General features: G+C 71.0%; 15 protein-coding genes. 7 read left to right on the top strand and 8 right to left on the bottom strand.

Going from position 1 to position 20,150, the window contains the following annotated elements:
* The first annotated feature begins 1 nt into the window (after nt 1).
* Nucleotides 2–1,054, top strand: a complete 1,053-nt coding sequence (tilS, locus tag ACI2K4_RS15195) for a tRNA lysidine(34) synthetase TilS (protein WP_404511559.1) — start codon at nt 2–4, stop codon at nt 1,052–1,054.
* 9 nt (nt 1,055–1,063) lie between these two features.
* Nucleotides 1,064–2,716 carry a gamma-glutamyltransferase family protein gene (locus ACI2K4_RS15190; protein ID WP_404511557.1) on the top strand — a complete coding sequence of 551 codons (1,653 nt, stop codon included), beginning with the start codon at nt 1,064–1,066 and terminating at the stop codon, nt 2,714–2,716.
* Nucleotides 2,717–2,776: 60 nt separating this feature from the next.
* Here ACI2K4_RS15190 and ACI2K4_RS15185 read toward each other — a convergent pair whose 3' ends face one another.
* Nucleotides 2,777–3,730: a GlxA family transcriptional regulator gene (locus ACI2K4_RS15185; protein ID WP_404511555.1), complete on the bottom strand. Its 954-nt coding sequence runs from the start codon at nt 3,728–3,730 to the stop codon at nt 2,777–2,779.
* A gap of 154 nt (nt 3,731–3,884) precedes the next feature.
* On the opposite strand from ACI2K4_RS15185, the gene ACI2K4_RS15180 reads away from it, so the two are divergent.
* From ACI2K4_RS15180 to folE, 4 genes are all read left to right on the top strand, one after another.
* Entirely contained in the window at nt 3,885–4,019 is a 135-nt protein-coding gene (locus ACI2K4_RS15180) for a hypothetical protein (protein ID WP_404511553.1), read from the top strand.
* Nucleotides 4,020–4,117: 98 nt separating this feature from the next.
* Nucleotides 4,118–4,693, top strand: coding sequence for a hypoxanthine phosphoribosyltransferase (hpt, locus tag ACI2K4_RS15175; RefSeq protein WP_404511552.1), 576 nt, complete (start codon nt 4,118–4,120; stop codon nt 4,691–4,693).
* Between the two features lie 505 nt (nt 4,694–5,198).
* The gene (ftsH, locus tag ACI2K4_RS15170) at nt 5,199–7,223 is read left to right on the top strand and encodes an ATP-dependent zinc metalloprotease FtsH (protein WP_404511550.1); all 2,025 of its coding nucleotides are present in this window, start codon (nt 5,199–5,201) and stop codon (nt 7,221–7,223) included.
* A 32-nt stretch (nt 7,224–7,255) separates the two neighbouring features.
* On the top strand, nt 7,256–7,924 hold the full coding sequence (gene folE / locus ACI2K4_RS15165; protein ID WP_404511845.1) for a GTP cyclohydrolase I FolE: 669 nt from the start codon (nt 7,256–7,258) through the stop codon (nt 7,922–7,924).
* Nucleotides 7,925–7,947: 23 nt separating this feature from the next.
* Here folE and ACI2K4_RS15160 read toward each other — a convergent pair whose 3' ends face one another.
* A complete protein-coding gene (locus tag ACI2K4_RS15160; RefSeq protein WP_404511548.1) occupies nt 7,948–8,406 on the bottom strand; it encodes a hypothetical protein in 459 nt (152 codons plus the stop codon).
* The gene (locus tag ACI2K4_RS15155; protein ID WP_404511546.1) at nt 8,403–11,264 is read right to left on the bottom strand and encodes an FtsK/SpoIIIE domain-containing protein; all 2,862 of its coding nucleotides are present in this window, start codon (nt 11,262–11,264) and stop codon (nt 8,403–8,405) included. The genes ACI2K4_RS15160 and ACI2K4_RS15155 overlap by 4 nt, the downstream gene beginning before the upstream one ends.
* A gap of 347 nt (nt 11,265–11,611) precedes the next feature.
* Between ACI2K4_RS15155 and ACI2K4_RS15150 the strand changes: the two genes are divergently transcribed.
* Nucleotides 11,612–12,049, top strand: coding sequence for a hypothetical protein (locus tag ACI2K4_RS15150; protein WP_404511544.1), 438 nt, complete (start codon nt 11,612–11,614; stop codon nt 12,047–12,049).
* A gap of 22 nt (nt 12,050–12,071) precedes the next feature.
* Here ACI2K4_RS15150 and ACI2K4_RS15145 read toward each other — a convergent pair whose 3' ends face one another.
* From ACI2K4_RS15145 to ACI2K4_RS15125, 5 genes are read right to left on the bottom strand one after another with little or no spacing between them, the layout of a single operon-like run.
* The gene (locus tag ACI2K4_RS15145) at nt 12,072–12,686 is read right to left on the bottom strand and encodes a hypothetical protein (RefSeq protein WP_404511542.1); all 615 of its coding nucleotides are present in this window, start codon (nt 12,684–12,686) and stop codon (nt 12,072–12,074) included.
* Between the two features lie 42 nt (nt 12,687–12,728).
* On the bottom strand, nt 12,729–13,892 hold the full coding sequence (locus ACI2K4_RS15140) for a peptidoglycan DD-metalloendopeptidase family protein (RefSeq protein WP_404511540.1): 1,164 nt from the start codon (nt 13,890–13,892) through the stop codon (nt 12,729–12,731).
* 19 nt (nt 13,893–13,911) lie between these two features.
* Nucleotides 13,912–14,460 carry a hypothetical protein gene (locus ACI2K4_RS15135; RefSeq protein WP_404511538.1) on the bottom strand — a complete coding sequence of 183 codons (549 nt, stop codon included), beginning with the start codon at nt 14,458–14,460 and terminating at the stop codon, nt 13,912–13,914.
* Between the two features lie 2 nt (nt 14,461–14,462).
* Nucleotides 14,463–16,412 (bottom strand): MFS transporter, encoded by a 1,950-nt coding sequence (locus ACI2K4_RS15130; RefSeq protein ID WP_404511536.1) that lies wholly within the window; start codon nt 16,410–16,412, stop codon nt 14,463–14,465.
* A gap of 1 nt (nt 16,413) precedes the next feature.
* Entirely contained in the window at nt 16,414–20,028 is a 3,615-nt protein-coding gene (locus ACI2K4_RS15125) for an ATP-binding protein (protein WP_404511534.1), read from the bottom strand.
* Between the last annotated feature and the right edge of the window lie 122 nt (nt 20,029–20,150).

Here is a 20,150-nt window from a genome sequence, read left to right as displayed (position 1 = left end):
AGTGGCCGCGCTCGCCCCGCCCGTCGCCGCCGTCCGGCTCGCGGTCCGCACGGCCCTGACTCCCGTACGCCGACCCGGACCGGTCCTGGTCGCCTGCTCCGGTGGCGCGGACTCGCTCGCGTTGGCCGTCGCTACCGCCTTTGTCGCCCCCCGGCTCGGTCTCGCCGCCGGGCTGGTCACCGTCGACCACGGCCTACAGTCCGGCTCGGCGCAGCGGGCGGCGGAGGTGGCCCACTGGGCCGCCGGGCTCGGCTTCGCCCCGGTCGAGGTCGCCACGGTGACCGTCGCCGGCCGCCCCGGCGGACCCGAAGCAGCCGCCCGGCAGGCGCGCTACCAGGCCCTGGTCGAGACCGCCCGGCGGCACGACGCGGCGGCCGTGCTGCTCGGCCACACCCGGGACGACCAGGCCGAGACGGTGCTGCTCGCGCTCGCCCGGGGTGCCGGCCCGCGTGGCCTGGCCGGGATGCCGCCCGAACGGGAGCTCGACGGCGTCACGCTGCTGCGGCCACTGCTCGACGTGGGCCGGGAGCAGACCCGCAAGGCGTGCGCGGCGCTCGGGCTCAGCCCCTGGGAGGATCCGCACAACACCGACCCCGGGTACGCGCGCGCCCGGGTCCGGTCCGACCTGCTGCCGGCGCTGGTTGCCACGCTCGGCCCCGGGGTGGTGGCGAACCTGGCCCGGACCGCACGGCTGGTCGCCGAGGACACGGCGGTGCTGGACGGGCTCGCCAGGACCGCGCTCGACACCGCCCGGGTCGGGTCGGCAAGCTCGGCGGGTTCGGCAAGCTCGGCGGGTTCGGCGGGTTCGGACGGCTCGGCGGGCTCGGACGGGTCGGGGCTGGTGGTGGGCGTACTCGCCGGGCTGCCGGCCGCGGTGCGTACCCGGGTGCTGCACCGTTGGGCGCGGGAGCTGGGCGCGACCCCGGCCGCGCTCGCCGAACGGCACGTCACCGCCCTCGACGCGCTGATCACGGACTGGCACGGACAGGGGCCGGTGCACCTGCCGGGGGCAATAACGGTGGCTCGGCGCGGTGACCATCTGCGCAGGGGGTAGACAGGGCACATGGCACATCCCCGTCAACCCCTCTACGCGCCGCACGGCGCGGTCGCGACCAGTCAGCCCCTGGCCGCCGCCGCCGGGCTGGCCGTACTCCGCAAGGGCGGCACCGCGGTCGACGCCGCGCTGGCCACCGCGATAGCCCTGACCGTGGTCCAACCCGGCTCGAACGACATCGGCGGCGACCTGTTCGCCATCGTCTGGGACGGCGAACGGCTGCACGGACTCAACGCCTCCGGCCGGTCCCCGGCCGGGCTCACCCGGGACGTGGTGCTCGCCGCCACCGACGGCCTGGGCGCCGCGCCGTCGACGGCGCTCGGCGGGGCACAGGCGTCCGGGCCGGCGATGCCGGGCCGGGGCTGGCTGCCGGTGACCGTACCGGGCGCACCGGCGGGCTGGCGGGACCTGCACGACCGGTTCGGGGTGCTGCCCTTCGCCGACCTTTTCGCGGACGCGATCGGGTACGCCGAGAACGGCTTCCCGGTCTCGCCGAACGTGGCCGCCGGCTGGGCCCGGTCGGTGCAGACTCACGCCGAGCTGACCGGCCCGGAGTTCGACGAGTGGTCCCGGGTCTTCACCGTCGACGGCAAGCGGGCGCCCCGGCCCGGTGAGCGGTGGCGCAACCCGGACGGGGCGCGCACCCTGCGCCGGATCGCCGCCACCAACGCGGACGCCTTCTACCGGGGCGAGATCGCCCAGGCGCTGGCCGCGTACGCGACCCGGACCGGTGGGCTGCTCACCGTCGACGACCTGGCCCGGCACACGTCGACCTGGGTCCAGCCGATCAAGGCCGACTACCGGGGCCACGAGGTGTGGGAGCTGCCGCCGAACGGGCAGGGGGTGGCGGCGCTGCTCGCACTGAACATCCTCGACGGGGTGGACCTGGCCGGGATGTCGCTGGCCGACCGGCTGCACTGGCAGATCGAGGCGACGAAGCTCGGCTTCGCCGACGCGCACGCGTACGTGGCCGACCCGGAGAAGGTCGCCGTACCCGTCGAGGAACTGCTCAGCCCGGCGTACGCGGCCAGCCGCCGGGAGCTGATCACCGATCGGGCCGGTACGCCGGAGCCGGGTAACCCGGGACGGGGCGGCACCGTCTATCTCTGCACCGCCGACTCGGGCGGGATGATGGTGAGCCTGATCCAGTCGAACTACATGGCGTTCGGCTCGCACGTGGTGCTGCCCGGCTTCGGGTTCGGGCTGCAGAACCGGGGCACCGGCTTCAGCCTCGACCCGGAGCACCCGAACGTGGTGGCGCCGGAGAAGCGTCCGTACCACACGATCATCCCCGGCTTCCTGACCAGGGGCGGCGCGCCGGTCGGGCCGTTCGGCGTGATGGGCGGCCACATGCAGCCGCAGGGACACCTGCAACTGGTGTCGCACACGGTGGACGACGGTCTCGACCCGCAGGCGGCGCTGAACGCCCCGCGCTGGTACTGGCACGCCGACCGGGACGTGCTGGTCGAGCCGGACCTGCTCAACGCCAGGTCCGGCCCGATGGCGATCGGGGAGCTGCGCCAGCGCGGCCACAGCCTGGCGGTCGCGGACGACGACGACTCCCCGCCGTTCGGCTACGGCCAGGCGATCTGGCGCCTGCCCGAGGGCGGCTACGTCGCCGGCTCCGACCCCCGCGCCGACGGCTGCGCCGTCGTCTACTAGGTGTAAGGAAGGGCCCCTTATTAACGCTATGCGTTAATAAGGGGCCCTTCCTTACACCTGTCACACGCGTTCGCGGAACAGGGTGCGGTAGGCGTGCGGGGTGGTGCCGACCCGGCGGGTGAAGTGGTGGCGCATGGTGGCGGCGTCGCCGAAGCCGGCCCGGGTCGCGACCGCGTCGACCCCGAGTTCGGTCTCCTCCAGCAGCCGTCGGGCGAGCAGGAGACGCTGGTTGGTGAGCCAGTCGTGCGGGGTGGTGCCGGTCTCGGCCCGGAAGCGTCGGGCGAACGTACGCGGCGCCATGTGCGACCGGGCGGCCAGCTCGTCGACCGTCAGGTTCTGGTCGAGGTGGCCGATCAGCCAGCCGAGCACCGGCGCCAGGGTGGGGGCCTCCGGCGTACGCGGGATCGGTGCCTCGATGTACTGGGACTGACCGCCGTCGCGGTGTGGTGGCACCACCATCCGTCGGGCCAGTTTGGTGGCGACGGCCGAACCGTGTTCCTGGCGGACCAGGTGCAGGCAGGCGTCGATGCCGGCGGCGGTGCCGGCGCCGGTGAGCAGCTTGCCGTCCTGGACGTACAACTCGTCGCACCGGACCCGGGCTCGCGGGTAGCGCTCGGCGAGCTGGTCGGCGTACTTCCAGTGGGTGGTGCACTCGCGCCCGTCGAGCAGTCCGGCGGCGCCGAGCACAAAGGCGCCGGAACAGACGCTGAGCAGGTACGCCCCGCGTTCGTGCGCCCGGCGCAGCGCGTCCAGCACCGGCTCGGGGATCGGCGATCCGTCGTAGTGCGCCGGCACGGCGACCAGGTCGGCGTCCTCGGTCGGGCCGAGGTCGGCCTGGGGTACGACCTGGAAGCCGGAGCGGCTACGCACCGGGCGGCCGTCGACCGTGCAGACGTCGAAGCGGTAGCTGGGAAAGCCGTCGGCGGTCCGGTCGGTGCCGAACACCTCGCAGAGGACTCCCAGCTCGAACGCGGCGACCGGGTCGAGCGCGATCACCGCCACCTTGCGCAACATGTGGCGAGGGTAACGCCAGGGCTGGCAGGAAATCGAGGGTCACTGGCATTTCTGCCACTGTCCGCGTGTTCGCGCTCGGCGGAAACTGAATGGGACGTCCGGTGCGCACCGGTGGCGAAACCACACCGAACCCCCGTTGAGAGGTACCGCCGCCATGGAACTGTTCATCCTGCTCTTCGTGCTGTTGCTCACCGTCGCGTCGGCCTCCGGGCTGACCGCCGACAGCCGCGACTCGCTCGGCGGACAACCCGGTGACGGGAGCCGTGACTGGCGATCCCGTACCTGCTGACTGGTTTGTCGGTTGTCCTCGGATCCGGCCGGGGTGGTCACGTCACGAACGGGCCGCCCCGGCGACAGGTCCGCTCCGGCGTACGGCAGGCTAGGTGCATGGCTGACGGCTCCTGGTACGACGCCGACATCGATCACGTGATCATTTCCGAGGAGCAGATCCGCGAGAAGACCGCGGAGCTGGCGAAACAGGTCTCGGCCGACTACGCCTCGGTGGACGACGGACTGCTGCTGGTGTGCGTCCTGAAGGGCGCGGTCATGTTCATGGCCGACTTCGCACGGGAGCTGGGCCGGCACGGTCCCCCGTCCGAGCTGGAGTTCATGGCCGTCTCCTCGTACGGCCAGGGCACCTCCTCCTCCGGCGTGGTGCGCATCCTGAAGGACCTGGACCGCGACATCGCCGGCCGGCACGTGATGGTGGTCGAGGACATCGTCGACTCCGGCCTGACCCTCTCCTGGCTGCTGCGGTACCTCGAGTCCCGGTCGGCGGCGAGCGTCGAGGTGGTCGCCCTCTTCCGCAAGCCCGACGCGATCAAGGTCACCGTCCCGGTGAAGTACGTCGGCTTCGACATCCCGAGCGAGTTCGTGGTCGGCTACGGGCTCGACTTCGGCGAGCGCTACCGCGAGCTGCCCTACGTCGGGGTGCTCAAGCCCGAGGTCTACAACCGCTCCTGACCCTCCGCCGGGGCCGTTGACCCTGGTCCGGCCCACCTTCCAGTCGTCCGTACGGCATCCGCCGGCCGGTCCACCCGCTCCGGTCCCGGGTATCGGCGTGGAGAAATATCGAGCGGTCGTACAGCGCACTCTCAGGAAGACCGGCTACGGTATGCGGTGGTGGCGCGGACGTATCTCCGCGCCGGGTCTTTCGCCCTGTTTGACCGGACAGGTCGGGAACCGGGCGCGAGTCCGCCGTCACGCTGGCACGGCGGTCGAGCCGCGGGCACCCCCGGAGGGTCACCTTCGGCGCTCACGGAGCATCACCGGGTCGCGACTGCTGGGCTCGCAAGCTCACTCATCGCGTTCACGGTGTACCGTCGAATCACCCCGGCGAGATATTGGCGTCGAGGGCGAGGCCGGCCCGCAAGGCGGCCCCGGCCGCCGCTGCACGCGGCGACAAGCCAACCCAGACGGTCAGGACGTCGATCAGGAGGGTCCGGGCGCCGAGGCGCTCGACAACAGTATGGAACGTACGCGTTTCTTCCGCCGCCCGGTGGTCTGGATCATCCTGGTGATCATCGGTGCGATCGCGCTCAGCTCGTTCTTCACCGGCGGCCCGAGCTACCACAAGGTCGACACCACGGTCGCCCTTGATCAGCTCCACACGGCCAGTATCAAGAAGGCGGTCTTCCAGGACAAGGAGCAGACGCTCCAACTCGACCTGGCCAACAAGACCAAGTTCGGCGACACCACCACCGACCGGATCCAGGCCCAGTTCCCGGCCGAGGTCGGCGACGAGGTGTGGAACGAGGTCCTGGCGGCCAAGGCGGCGAACCGGATCACCGGTCCGGCCGACACCAAGGTCTCCAGCGACAACGTCTTCCTCACGCTGCTGGTCAACCTGCTGCCCATCGCCGTACTGGTGATCCTGCTGCTGCTCTTCATGTCGCAGATGCAGGGCGGCGGTTCCCGGGTGCTCAACTTCGGCAAGTCCAAGGCCAAGGTGATCACCAAGGACACGCCGAAGACCACCTTCGCCGATGTCGCCGGCTCCGAAGAGGCTGTCGAGGAACTGCACGAGATCAAGGACTTCCTGCAGAACCCGGCGAAATACCAGGCGCTCGGCGCCAAGATCCCGAAGGGTGTGCTGCTCTTCGGCCCGCCCGGAACCGGTAAGACGCTGCTCGCCAGGGCTGTCGCCGGTGAGGCGGGAGTGCCGTTCTACTCGATCTCCGGTTCCGACTTCGTCGAGATGTTCGTCGGTGTCGGCGCGAGCCGGGTCCGTGACCTGTTCGAACAGGCCAAGTCGAACGCGCCCGCGATCGTCTTCGTCGACGAGATCGACGCGGTCGGCCGACACCGGGGCGCCGGCATGGGCGGTGGCCACGACGAGCGTGAGCAGACCCTCAACCAGCTCCTGGTGGAGATGGACGGCTTCGACACCAAGGGCGGCGTGATCCTGATCGCCGCGACCAACCGGCCGGACATCCTCGACCCGGCGCTGCTGCGGCCCGGCCGGTTCGACCGGCAGATCGCGGTGGACACCCCGGACATGGAGGGTCGCAAGGCCATCCTGCGGGTGCACGCCAAGGGCAAGCCGTTCTCGCCGGACGTCGACCTCGACGCGGTGGCCCGCCGTACCCCGGGCTTCACCGGTGCCGACCTGGCCAACGTGATCAACGAGTCGGCACTGCTCACCGCCCGCGGCAACAAGCGGGCGATCTCCAACGAGTCGCTCGAAGAGTCGATCGACCGGGTGATCGCCGGCCCGCAGCGCCGTACCCGGGTGATGAGCGACCAGGAGAAGAAGATCACCGCGTACCACGAGGGTGGGCACGCGCTGGTCGCCTGGGCGCTGCCGCACTCGGCGCCGGTGCACAAGGTGACGATCCTGTCCCGGGGACGCTCGCTCGGCCACACGCTGGTGCTGCCGACCGAGGACAAGTACACCCAGACCCGGGCCGAGATGGTCGACACGCTGGCGTACGCGCTCGGTGGTCGGGCGGCCGAGGAACTCGTGTTCCACGAGCCGACCACGGGTGCCGGCAACGACATCGAGAAGGCCACCGCGCTGGCCCGCGCCATGATCACCCAGTACGGCATGAGCTCCAAGCTGGGCGCGATCAAGTACGGCACCACCGGTGACGAACCGTTCCTCGGCCGCAACATGGGCCACGAGCGGGACTACTCCGACTCGGTGGCCGCGGAGATCGACGCCGAGATGCGGGCACTGGTCGAGCTGGCGCACGACGAGGCCTGGGAGATCCTGGTCGAGTACCGGGACGTCCTGGACAACATCGTGCTCGAGCTGATGGAGAAGGAGACCCTCTCCACCGCCGACATGGCCCGGATCTGCGCCCGGGTGGTCAAGCGCCCGCCGCTCGCCCCTTACAACGGGTTCGGCAAGCGGCAGCCGTCGACCGAGCCGCCGGTGCTCACCCCGGCCGAGAAGGACAAGCTCAAGGCGCAGGCCGAGGCCGACGGCGCCGAGGCGACCGTTGGTGGCGGTGGCTCCACGCCCCCGCCGAACTCGGACGGCCCGCACTGAGCAGCAGCGATATCGCCGGTCCGGTGGACGAGGTGCAGGACGCCTCGTCCACCGAGCCCGACGGCGACGACGCACTCGACTACCTCGCCGCCCGGCTGGTCGACGGCAAACTCTCCGGCACACCGGTGGAGGACGCCGTCGACCTGGCGCGGATCGAGAAGGCGGTACGCGAGATCCTCATCGCGGTTGGTGAGGACCCCGACCGGGACGGGCTGGTGAAGACCCCGGCCCGGGTCGCGAGGGCGTACGCCGAACTCTTCGCCGGTCTGCGGGTCGATCCGGCCCAGGTGCTCGGCACCACCTTCGAGGCGAACCACAGCGAACTCGTGCTGGTACGCGACATCGACGTGATGAGCCTCTGCGAGCACCACCTGCTGCCCTTCCGCGGGCTGGCCCACATCGGCTACATCCCGGGCACCAACGGACGGATTACCGGTCTGTCCAAACTGGCCCGGCTGGTCGAGGTGTACGCCCGCCGCCCGCAGGTCCAGGAGCGGCTCACCACCCAGATCGCCGACCTGCTCACCGAGAAGCTGCAACCACGCGGCGTGGTCGTCGTGCTGGAGTGCGAACACATGTGCATGGCGATGCGGGGCATCCAGAAGTCGGGCGCCAAGACCATCACCTCGGCGGTCCGGGGCCTGCTCCAGCAGGACTCGAAATCACGCGCCGAGGCGATGGCGCTGATCATGCACTCCTGAGGAGCGCACCACCGTCGGCCGCCCTAGCCGAACAGGGCGAAGGCGCCGATGCCCAGACAGCTCAGCAGCACCAGCACGGCGAGGGCGAACGGTCCGTACACCACCAGGGCGTGCACCCAGGTCCGGCGCCGGTGGCTCGTGCCGCCGAGCGCGGCCGACGGCAGCCGGGTCGCGGTGACCATGACGTCGGCGACGTCCGCCGTACCCCGCGCCTGGCGCAACCCGGCCAGCACCGCCGCCGGACCGGCCGCCATCGCCTGCCCCGCCGCGGCGACCTCGGCCGGTGCCGGCACCAGCTCCGGTTCAGGTACGCCCAACGCCCTCAGCCGCGCCTGCTGCGGGACCAGGCGGGCCCGTACGGCGGTCAGCTCCTCACGTGCGTCCTGCACCGCCTCCGCCTGCTCACCGGCGGCGGTCGCGGCCCCTTGCCGGACCGCGTCGAGACGTTGAGCGGCGGCGAGGTAGTCCTCCCAGGCACTCACCGGAGCGCCTCCCGCCGGGCGAACGGAACGATCACGCTGCTCCGGTCGGCGAGCCGGTCCTGCCAGAGCGCCCGTCCCCGCCGCAGCCGCCCGCCGACCGGGCGGCCGACGAGTTCCACGAGCTCGGGTTCGGGCAGGCCCAGCAGGACGACGTCGCTGACCAGGGGGAGTGAAAATCCTGCTGGCAGGGTGCTCTCCCGGAGGGTGTCGACGGCGGTTGCGCCCGTCGTGCCGGTGACTTCGTCGGTCTGCGCGGTTCGGGCCGCGCCGGTGCCGTCGGTCGTGCGCCTGGTGGATCGGTCGGTGGTGCCGGTGCCGTCGGTCCTGCTCGCGGTGGAACGGTCGCCGGTGCCGGTGCCGGTGCCGGTGCCGGTGCCGGTGCTGGTGTCGTCGGTCGTGCTGGCGCTGGACGGGCCTGCGGCAAGAACCGGGGCGAAGCGTCCCGCCCGCTCGCCCCACGCCAGCAGGTGCACCCCACGCGCCGGCCACTCACGCAGCAGGGCCGCCAGCCGCGCGGTGGGCAGCACGGCCGGGGCGAGCCCGTCCAGACCGAAGAAGACCAGGTAACCGGGTCCCTCCCGGTCCAGCACCCGGTCCAGGCCGGTGCTGTCGACCATGATCGCCTCGTGCCGTTCGGCCAGGTCGGCGGTGAGCCGGCTGGCCGGGCCGACCGTGCCCGGGGCGAGCGACGCGACCACGAACCGGGTGGCGCCCGCCGGGTGCTGGGCGGCCAGGCTACGCGTGGCCACGTCGAGCACGTCGGCCCCACCCGGCCCGAGGACCACGAGATTCCTCGACGGGGACTTGGCGAACGGGATGACGGCGGTGTCGAGGGCCGGCTCGACCAGTCGCCCGACCAGCGCGGCCGGCCCGGCGTTCAGACCGGTCAGGGCCGCTCGGTAGCCCGGGTCGTCCTCCAGGTACTGCGCGTCGTAACCGGCGAAGACCGCCGGCGGTACGGCGTCCGGCGTCCGGGCCTGCCAGAGTCGGTGCCGCAGCGCGCTCAGGGCACCGGGATCGGACCGTGGATCGGGAAACTGGATCACTCGTTCGTGCCCCCGGGTCGCCCCGCGTGGGCCGCCCAGCCCGCCTGCCGTGTTGACCACCGCGCTCCCGATCGGCAGTCCGGCCGCCGCGTCGTTGGTCGGCTCGAGCACCTCACCGCCGCCGGGCAGCGCCACCCGTACCGGGAACTGGCTGTAGACCGAGTCCCGCTGCCCGTACCCCGCGTCGGGATCCGACACGGCCCGGTTGATCAAAACCAGGTGTACGCCGTACGGGCGGCTGCGTCGGGCCAGTGACTCCAGCAGGCTCAGCGCCTCGCCGGAGAGTGGGTCGGGGGACGTACCGCCGTTGCCGCCGTTGGTGTCATCGGGGCCGTTGGCGTCGGTGCCGTCGAGCAGGAGCCGGAAACCGTCGAGTACGCAGAGGAGCCGGGGCATCGGCTGCACGCCACGTAGCTGAGCGAATCCGGTGACCCCGGCGGAACTGGCGAGCGAGGACCGCCGGGTCACCTCCGCGTCGAGTTCCCGGAGTACGGCCAGCCCGTACTCCCGATCGCACTCCATGCCGATCACCCGGGCGTGCGGCAGCCACGCCGGATCGGACCCGCCCGGCAGGACCTCCTCGAACGACGAGCCCTCGGCAAAATCCAGCAGGTAGAGCGCCAGGTCGTCGGGTGAGTAGCGGGCGCAGAGACCGAAGAGCACGTCGACCAGGAAGGCCGACTTCCCGGCGCCGGGTCGGCCGCTGACCAGCCAGTGCGGGGTGAGCTCGTTGAACCGCAGCGTCACCGGTCTCGTACCGTCCCGGCCCACCGTGGTCACCAGCCCCTCGGCCGGATCGGCGTCCCAGAGGTCCTCCGCCTCGTCTGGCAGCAACTCGGCCAGACGGGGCCGTGAGTTGGCGTTGACCTGGGCGGCCAGGTCCTGGCAGACCCGGCGGAACAGTTGCGCCGGCGGGTCCTCGTCCAGAAAGACCGGTGAGTTGAGCCCGGTCGACGGCAGGTGCGGCCCCGGGTTCCCGAACGAGGCACCCGGTGGGTCACCGACCAGCGCGTACGGATTGCGCATCGCGATCATCGTGCAGTCGGGCAGGGGCGGCTGCGTCGTCTCCGCGGTCAGGGGCGGCGGCGGCCAACCGGCGATGATCAGGTGCAGCCCGGCGGCGGGACCGTGCTGGGCCAGGGCGCCGATACGGACCAGGTCCGCCGCCTCGGTCAGCTCGGGCAGTGACGCGATCACCAGGAGCAGGGTCCGCTCGTGTCGCCGGTACCGGGCGGAGGCGGGACGGGCCGGTCGGACCCATTGCTCCGCCTCGGACAGGACGGCCCGCAGGCCCGCCCGATCGGTCGCCGGTGGCGGCATCAGCCCGGCGTCGGCCAGCGGCGCGAACGGGGCGAAGAGCTGGCCGGTGGCGGCCGCGTCGACAGCGCGCACCAGCAGGGCGCCGGCGGGTGTGGCAGCCAGCAGCCGGAGCAGCACCGCGCGAACCAGGCCGGCCACCCGAGGATCACGGGCATCCGCGTCGATGGTGAGATGGCCCGTGCCGAGCAGCGGCACCACCGCCGGGAAACGTGCGTCGTCAAGGGGCTGGGCGGTCCCGATCCGGACGAATCCCGGCACGTCAACGCCGCCCAACGGCGTGTCGACCGCCTGCGCGCCCAACGGTGCGCCCAGCCATCCGGGCACCAGTGTCGCGGCGGCGGCCCGCAGCCGCTCGGCGAGTTCGTACTGCTCCCGCTGGTCGGCGGGGGCAGGCTGGGTCGCGTCCAAGGTGGTGGCGGCGGCCATCGCGGTGGCTGCGGCCTGCCGGTGCAGCGCTGCGGCCTGGCTGGTCCGCGTCTTCACTTGGGTCACCCCCTCCACCTCTCACTCGTGGCGGGTCACCCGGGCCGGGCACCTCTTCTGATCTGAGACGTTATCCCAGCCGTCGCGGATCTTCGTGGACGCACAGCGGTGCTCCGGCGGGGCTCTTGTCGCATCAACTGCGTATCGTCACACTTTGCTGCCATTGAGTTATCAAGCTGTGCTTCTCGCCCATTGGGTGTAGACCCGGTAGCCGCTAGCCTCGTGGTGTGGAATCAGTGCAGCCCCCCGCCGGTTCCCAGGTGTCACGGGTACCGGCCCAACGCACCAGGCCGGGTCAGGAGACCCCCGACCCGGTCGCGACTCCACCCGCTCCGAAACGCCACCGGCTCCGTACGGTGCTGACGATCGTTGTCAGCGTGGTGGCGGTGCTCTGTCTCGGCGGGACGAGCGTCGCTTACGTCCTCTACGACCGGTACACCAGTCCAGACCAGAGTGCGCCCGACATCACGGTCAACAACTACCTCCAGGCGTACATGTCCGATCGGAACGACGTACGGGCGCAGGCGTTGGCGTGCGACGACACGTCCAAGATGGCCGAACTGGCCGCCCTCCGCGCTGACCTGATAGAACGCGAAAACCGGTTCCAAAACACGTTCCGTGTCAAATGGGGCAAGTTAGACGTACGCGAGCAGGGTGACAGAGCTGAAGTTCTTGTCGATCTGACGATCGGGGTCAGCGTGAATCGGGTGATTCAGGGCGATCGTCAGTCATGGCGGTTTGTTACAGAACGACATGACAAGTGGCGAGTCTGCGAAGCTAGTCGAGTCAAGTGAGACGTCCCTTGCTAAAGCCGCGCTATTCGACCCAGAGCAGGTGTACCGGGATCTCCAGAGTGGTCGGTGGCTGGCCGCTCCAGCCCCAGCGGTACCAGTCGAGTTCCGAGGTCACCCGGACGCAGATGTCTCCGTCGGCGCTGGTGTAGACCTCGGTAACAGCACGAAGGTCGCGCTTCTCGACCGTGTCCACCATGTGCACCACTCGGCGCCCGGAGACCGAGTCCGCGTCGACCACCGGGAGCGGTGTGCGATGTGCGGGCCGATCGAGCGAGACCAGGCGTGAGAGCACATCGGTCGGCGGGACCCTGATGCTCATGTCGAGCGCCGGTTCCCCGAGGGTCTCCACCCAGACCCGGTCAGCCGGCACCAGCGGGGCGAAGACCTCGACCTGCTCGGCCTCGGCCCGGTACCACTCGTGCTCCGGGATCACCGGCACGTAGGTGCGGCTGCCCTGCACCACGCGCTCGTCCGAACGCAGGTCGCCCCGCCAGCCGAGCCCGGGAAGACCGACCAGGATCCGCCTGCCACGTAGGTCGAGTTGTTCCCCGCTGGGAGTGAGCACCACCGGGCGGGGTGGGCGAGGTGCCCAATCCGGCTGCCCGGCGAACGGGTCCGGCAGGCCGTCACCGGTCACGCCGAACTCCGCGCCGATCGGAACAACTTGGTTGTGCCAACCTCATCCGTTGCCCTGCAAGGTCGCGCCACGATCCCGCATGAAGGGCACCGGGTTGATTGCCCCCCGGCTGCTCCGGTCACCCTTGACATGCACCTCGAAGTGCAGGTGGGGCCCGGAGGAGTTGCCGCTCGAGCCGACCAACCCGATCACCTGCCCGGCCTCCACCATGTCGTTCACCTTCACCAGTGGCTTTCTGACCATGTGACAGTAGCGCGTGACGATCTGGTTGGCGTGCAGGATGTCGACGAACCAGCCGCAGCCGCCCTTGGTCGGTGAACCGTCGACATCGCAACTGTGTACGCCGTTGTGGTCGGGATCGCAGCGGGACACCAGAACGCGGCCGCTCGCCGCCGCGTGGATCTCGGTTCCCTTGGACGCGGCGATGTCGACACCGTTGTGCGCTGGCCGGGAGGCCGTCCGGAAACCGGAACCGACAGATCCCGGGATCGGCAGGGTCCAACCGGAGGCGGCGATGTCCGCTCCGGCGGCGCAGCGCAGATCGGCGCCGGTGACCGGAACGGCGCCTCCGGCGGCTCGTGCGGCCCCCCTGGTCAGCGCATTCACGATCTGGGTGGCGATCGCCTCGTGCTTCGCGTAGGCGTCGGGGAAAGCGCTGCGCTGGACCCGTTGGGCGGCGTCGGTCAGCCGCTTACCCTGCCAGCCACGTACGCCCAGTAGCTTGTCGTAGAACTTGCGCGAGGTGTATTCCGGATCCAGCAGTTGCTGCGGCGTACCCCAGCCCTGCGACGGTCGCTGCTGGAACAGCCCGATCGAGTCGTGGTCGTTGTTGGAGCCGAGATGAGGCAGGTTGCTCAGGCGGGACTCCTGCATCGCGGTCGCCACTGCGATCACCCACCCCCGTGGAGGTACACGCATCTGCGCCCCGACGTTGATGATGACGGCGGCGTTGCGCATCTGTGCCGCGTCGTACGGCTCCACGATCGGCAGGCCGTCCTTGATCTCGATCACTTTGTCCTGCCCGCAACCGAAGGCGTTGAGGACCGGTTCGTCGGACGTGTCGAGGAACTCGGAGAGCAGCAGAGCGCCGGTGCCTCCGGTGCAGCAGAGCAGCGCCAGTGCGGCTGTCAGTGCGACGGCCAGTGCCGGCAGCCCTTTCCGGCGCCCTCGGGTGGATGACCCCTGCTCACCGTGGTCGTCGCTCATCGCCAACTCCGGAACGTAGTCATCCCCGCTCCCAATCCACCGCGTCGACCAACCAGCGCCCCTGTGGCGCGACGAGTTCGAGCCGCAGCGTGCCGGCGTCTACCGGCACGTTCACCTCGACAAGCTCCTCGCTCCGTGTGACGATCTCCAATTTGCCGGTGAGCCGGTCGGCCGGAACACCGGCCGGGTCCACCCCGCTGAGTCGTTCCGCCAGCCCCGCCGTGGAGAACGGACGCAACCTGTCGAACCACTGCTCGGCCGGGACCCCGTCGTGAGCGAGCCAGGCCGTCGCGAACTTTCGGGCAACCTCCTCTGGTGCTGGCGCGCCCGGGCTGGTTCGTGGCGTCGGGGGCGCTTCCGTGGCGAGTACGCCGTCATTGCCGGTGGTCGGATCGACCGTGGCGATGGGTTCGACCGGCGCGCCGGAGAGACCGGGGTCGTCGCCGGAGATGCCGGAAACGAGCCGGGCCGCGCCGACCACACCCAGGACCACCACGGCGAGTGCCAGTGCGACGCCGAGCCGGGACCGCAGGATGCCGGTGACCAGGGTTTCGAGTGCGCGGCGCACCGCTACCTGGCCTCGGATCGGATCCGGGGTGCGGTCGGTGTGGCGGTTGTCTCGGGACGCTTGGCCGAATCGGGCCGGTAGAGCACGTACGTCGGCGCCTCGGCCGGTACGTCCGGATCGGTCCAGTCACCGGCTCCGCCACGCCGAGGCCGGGGAGCCGTCGACGACTTCGACGGTGCGTCGTCGCTCTGCTTGCCCGATCCGCCCGGCTCTTCCCGACCGTCCGGCCGCTCGTCGCTGCGCGTGTCCGCGTTGTGGGACGGGTCCTCCAGCCGAGCCTCCGGCCGCAGGTTCGTCTGCTCGGCGACCACCTCGCGACGTTTGCGCACGGACTGGTCGCCGGGCGAGTCGGACTGGTCCGACCGGGACGACTCGCGAAGGTCGCGCAGGAACCGGCGGTGCCAGGACTGCTCGGCGTCGACCGTACGTGTGCTGGTCTTGCCGCCGAGCTGGGTGATCCGCCGATAGGGCCGCAGCAGCAGCCACCCCACCACGCCGGTCAGGAAGACGAGCACCACCTGCAACCAACCGGGCAGGGTCGCGGTGCTCATCACCAGGTCGACGGCGAAGAGGTAGATGGCCGCGCCGGTGCCGAAGATGGCGATGTTGAACACGGCTGCCACCACCGCGTTGGCCAGCCGCCGCAGCCCAGCGCTGGCAGGCCGCATCAGGCCGACCGTGCCGAGCACCGGTGCCGCGATCACCGCCCATCGAAAGATCAGGAACCCGAGCAGGACCAGCAGCGATGCGGTCAGGTCGAACATCGCGAAGAGCAGGGCGGCCAGGGCGGCGATGAAGCCGGCGCCGATCCGCTCCATGTCCCGCCCACCCTGCAGATACTCGTACGCCTCCGGGTCCTCCACCTTGATCTGCTGGGCGACCTTGTTCCACTGGTTCTTCTTCGCCTCGAAGATCGTGTCCCGGGTGGTCGGGTTGGCCCGGAGTCGTTCGGTCTCCTCCCAGGTCAGCGACTTCGCGTCGTAGAGCGCCTCGCCGTACTTCTTGGCGGTCTCGCTGTCGGCCGAGCCGAGCAGACCGCGTAGCCAGTTGCGGTAGAGCATGGTCTCGGTCGAGATATCGCTGGCGCGCACGGCAGGCGGGCGCTTGTCGGTGCACGCTGCAGGATTCAAAGCCTGGCAATCCTCTGGCGGGATGTCGTCCCGGGTCGGACCGACCGCCTCGTGTACGACGCTCAAGGTGGTGATCAAGGCGTTGTCGGCGACGTTCGCGGACTGCACCGGCCAGGCGGCGAGTGCTGTCACGGCGACCATCACCAGGAGTGCCCACCCCGCCGTGGTCATGGCGTGGCTCATCTCGGACTGCCGGGACCGCCACAGCAGATAGAGCCCGACAACACAGAGAGTGATGATGCCGAAGACGCTGAAGACCTTGTCGTACACCGCCTTCGTCGCCTGTTCGACCAGGGGGTTCGCCCAGTCCCACATGGTCCGGGGATCCCAGGCGCGCTCCCGCAACGCGTTCGATGCGCCGATGATGGCGGTCGCCGCCATCAACTCGCCGCTGGCGACCTTGGTGAGCGCGAGACTGGCCGGGTTGACCACGCTGGATGCGCAACCACCCTGCTGGTCGTAGGTCTCGTAGCTGTATCCGGCGTAGCCGTACTCACTGTAGAGCCCGCGTGGGCCGGCCTCCTTCACGGAATCGGGACGGGCGGCGAACCATCCGGCGAGGCCGGAGTCGGGGGTGCTGGGGGTGGGGGCATCCAGACAGTCCGCGGTGTCCCCCGTGACGTCCTGGAGTTTGTCGACGCAGGTCCGGAAGTCCGCCTGCCACTCCTCCGTGGTGCAGAGGTCCGTCGGAGCGTACGCCGGGGCCTGGGTCGACGGGGACGCGTTGGCCACGGCGCCGAAGAACGGCCAGGAGACGGTCGCCACCGCGAGCACGGCGAGGGCGAGGAGGAACCCGATGCTGCGTACGCCGGCCCGCGCCATGTCAAGCCTCCAGGTCAGCGAGGGAGATGGGCAGGTTGGCCGGTGTGGTGGCCGCGCTGGCCGGGGTGGTGTCGAGGTGGTCGAGCAGGCCCTCGACGTACGAGACGTCGACCCGGATCTTCTGCACCCGGCCGTCGACGTCACGCATGACGAACTCACGGAAACCGAGCCGGGCGGCGGACGACGCGTCCACGCTGGACAGCGAGGCGAGCGTGGCCTCGTAACCGTCGTTCACGGGGACCCGGAGCAGGCGCAGCGCCTCGGAGGCGATCTCGGCGTCCTCGGCGATCCGGCCCACGAACACGGTGGAGACCAGGTTCTGTACGTCCAGCCCGAGGATGTCTCGGGGGTTCTGTGAGGCCACCAGTGCCGAGAGGTTCCACTTCCGGGAGTCCCGGGCGAGCCGGACCAGGAACGACCGACCCGATCGCCAGCCCTCCATGAAGTGTGCCTCGTCGAGCCCGACCATCTTCCGGGAGCCCATCGAGCCGCCGTAACAGCGACGTACGGCGAGCCGGTGGGCGGTGTGGAGCATCGGCAGCGCGAGTGCCTCCTCGGCCGACCAGTACTCACGCTCGATCTTGAGGTCGGGCAGTCGGAGCCCGGCCATGGTGATCACGGTCAGTGCGGCGTCGGCGCCGAGGAGCCCGGCCGGCGGGCGGCCGAAGAAGAGCAGGGCCAGCGGCATCTCCGCGGTGTCCAGCAGAAGGTTCGCCAGCTCCTTGCCCTCGTCGTCGTCGAGTGTCGCCAGGCAGGCGACCACGTCGTCCAGGGTGGAGGTCTCCTCGGCGGGCACCTGACGGACCGCGTGCCGCAGCAGGGTGGCGGTGGACGCCTCACGGGCGACCTGCGGTGGCACCAGCATCATGCAGATGTCCTGGACCAGCATCCGTCGCTCGGCCCGCGAGTTGGAGACGGCGATCTCGTACTCCCGGTCACCGCCGGCACCGGTCGGGAACTCCGACCGCGACGGGGTGGGGATCAACGCGTACGGCGCCAGGGTGCCCTGCTCCGAACCGGTCAGGTTGAGCACCCGCGAGTACGGTCGTAGTTCCGGCATCGAGCAGAGCCGGGCGAGCGGGCCGGACGGGTCGAGCAGGGTCACCTGCACCCCGCGTCGGGCGGCCAGGTAACCGAGGGCGCCGAGCAGGGTCGACTTGCCACCACCGGGCTCGGCGACAAAGACGGCCAGGCCGGAGCGCTCGCGTACCTCCATCGGGAAGTGCAGGTCGAGGAAGACGGGCCGGCGGCAGGTCCCGGCGGTACGCCCGATCAGGTCGCCCCGCCGGTCGCCGACGGTGGACGCGGCCTGGGGAAGTGCGGCGGCGAGCAGGTTGACCGGCATCCGCCGGATGTAACCGGTGTTGGCGATCGGCTCACCGGGAATGAACTCGCGGGCGAGCCAGTCCTGGTTCTTCGGGTGCTGCAGTGACACGCGCAGCTCCCGCGAGTAGAGCTGGATGAGGCGACGGGCCCGCTCCAGGCACTCCTCCCGGGTCCGACCACCCACCGCGATCCGGTGCCAGCCGTGCGCCCGCGCCGAATCCACCGGTAGTCCCGTGGTCATCTCGTCGCCGATCACCAGCGCCCGCTTGGCCAGGCGTTCCAGCTCCGGCGGTGCGTCGATGCCGTGCTCGGCGTAGTCGAGCTGCTGGGAGCGGATCATCCGTAGTCGGTGTTCGAGGTTGCGGAACGAGTCACCGGAGCCGAGGATGTCGACGCGCGTGGAGAGTTCCATCGGCCAGGGCAGGCGCTCGTGGAAGTGCAGCCACGGTTCGTGCCGTTCGGGGATCTCCAGGGGTTCCATCCGGCCGACGGCGAGTACGGCCACGTGCCGTTCCTCGCCGGTCATCCGGTTGACCAGCTTGACCGTGGAGCCGTACGGGCTGCGGTAGCGCTCGACCTGTTCGGTCAGGGCGAGCAGGTCGCCGCGTTCCCACTGTCCGTTGGTAACCGGGGAGAGGGTGCCGGGCGGCGCCATGCAGAGCGCCACCGAGCGGTAGAGCAGCCATTCGAGTTCCCCCGCGGTGACTCGGCGGCCGCGCATGCCGAACGCGCCCAGCACCTCGTCGAACTGCTCCACGGTGCGGCCAAGCTTGCGTCGTTCCCCGTCGGCCACGCCACGACCGAACGTACGCAGGATCCGTTCGGTGAGGGAGTTGCCGAGGGAACGGCGGGCGAAGGTGACACCGAGGTAGGTCTGCCCCTCCGCGTGGTTGACCGAGAGCAGGTGCCGCTGGGCCGCGACGAGGTGATCGGACCAACTCGCGGCACCGCCGACGGTGGGCAGCGGGTGCGGTGTGTGCGCGTCGACCGTCCGGGCCCACTCGTCGGCGGGAAAGGGGCGGGTGGTGCGGCGCAGGTGCAGCCGGAAGCCGGCGAGGCCGGCGTACTGCTCGGAGATGGCGGCGAGCAGTGCCTCCCGCTCGGCGTCCGGTCGGAACGCCCAACGCACCTCGGGCAACCAGTACCAGGCGGTCACCGTGTTCGGTGTGAAGGTCAGGTGTCCGGCGATCTCGGTGATGGCGAGTTCGATCGCGGGATCCCGGTCGGTGAACTTCACCTTGGGTGGACGGACCTGGGTTGGCTTCGGTTCCGACTCGCGTCGACGGGATCGGCCGGACTTCTCCTTCGAGCCGCCCTTCTCCCGGGTCGGCCCCGCGCCGGGAGCGGTCTGCCGCTGGTGCGGACCGCCCTCCTGCGGGTCCGGGCCGGTTGGCCGGGGACCGGGGTCGGCGCCGGTCGGTCGGGGGCCGGGATCGGCCCGTCGAGGGTCGGGACCGAACTGGCCGGTGTCCCGGTCCTGGTCGAGACGGGCCGAGCGGGCGTCCGGCGGCCGGGCTCCCGAACGGGTGTACGGCGCTTCCGAAGTCCGGCGGAGCTCACGGCGCTCGTCGGGTTCCGGCTCGGCCGGTGGTGCCGGGGCGCGCTGTTCCGGTGCGACCGGTGGGTGTCCCGGCTGTTCGGGGATGCGTCGACGGGTGGCCGAGCCGGTGGAGGAGACGGCACGTTGGCTGGGCGGGGCGCTGGCGATCCGACGGCGGGCCGGGTCGATGGCGGGTACGCCACCGAGCGGGTCGACCGGCCGTGGTCGGGCCGGCGGCTCCGGCAGTTCGTCGGGTTCCCAGGCCGGAAGTTCGGCCGGATGGGCGGCCCAGCCCTTGTCCGGGTGGGACGGGGTTTCCGCTGCCGGTCGAACCGGCTCGCCGTCGCCGCGGGCAGCGGGAACCGGACGGGGCGGTGGGTCCTGGTGCGCCGCCGGTGCGGGCACAGTGTGACCCGGGTGTGGACGGTCGGGTGCCCGGGGCACCGACGGCGGGGGTGGCAGCGCGCCGCCGAACAGGTCCAGGAACGGCGAGTCGATGTCGGGGCCGTCGACCGGCGCGGGGCTGGCGGCAGCGGTGGGGCCGGTGGCGGCGGGCCGGTTCCGGCCCGGCTGGGGAGCCTGGAAGACGGCCACCCCACCGTTTCCCGGGGTGGCCGCGAGCGCGTCGTTGACGGTCTCGTCCTCGCCAAGATCCGGCTCGGCGTAGCTGATCGGTCGCGTACCGTTACCCCTCGGGGCGGCCGGACCCTCGGCCGGGTGTGCTGAACCCGGCGTGGCGGGGCGGGTCATGCCGGTGCCTCGCCCGACCCGACGGCTCCCGTTGTGGGTATCAACCAGATCTGCACGCGCCGCCTCGATTCGTTCCGCATGGCCGCTACGGCCGCCGCCCCGAGCCCTACGCTCGTCCGCTG

Origin of the sequence: Micromonospora sp. NPDC050397 (genome assembly GCF_044901685.1) — a bacterium.
Lineage (GTDB): Bacteria > Actinomycetota > Actinomycetes > Mycobacteriales > Micromonosporaceae > Micromonospora_G.
The sequence above is the reverse complement of the archived record's forward strand: the minus strand, read 5'-3'. Positions and strand labels throughout refer to the sequence as shown.

Bases quoted from the DNA above. Each gene is read 5' to 3' on its own strand.
- ACI2K4_RS15190 (WP_404511557.1), top strand. From the start codon at position 1,064: ATGGCACATCCCCGTCAACCCCTCTACGCGCCGCACGGCGCGGTCGCG.
- ACI2K4_RS15185 (WP_404511555.1), bottom strand. From the start codon at position 3,730: ATGTTGCGCAAGGTGGCGGTGATCGCGCTCGACCCGGTCGCCGCGTTC.
- ACI2K4_RS15180 (WP_404511553.1), top strand. From the start codon at position 3,885: ATGGAACTGTTCATCCTGCTCTTCGTGCTGTTGCTCACCGTCGCGTCG.
- hpt (WP_404511552.1), top strand. From the start codon at position 4,118: ATGGCTGACGGCTCCTGGTACGACGCCGACATCGATCACGTGATCATT.
- ftsH (WP_404511550.1), top strand. From the start codon at position 5,199: ATGGAACGTACGCGTTTCTTCCGCCGCCCGGTGGTCTGGATCATCCTG.
- ACI2K4_RS15140 (WP_404511540.1), bottom strand. From the start codon at position 13,892: ATGAGCGACGACCACGGTGAGCAGGGGTCATCCACCCGAGGGCGCCGG.
- ACI2K4_RS15130 (WP_404511536.1), bottom strand. From the start codon at position 16,412: ATGGCGCGGGCCGGCGTACGCAGCATCGGGTTCCTCCTCGCCCTCGCC.
- ACI2K4_RS15125 (WP_404511534.1), bottom strand. From the start codon at position 20,028: ATGACCCGCCCCGCCACGCCGGGTTCAGCACACCCGGCCGAGGGTCCG.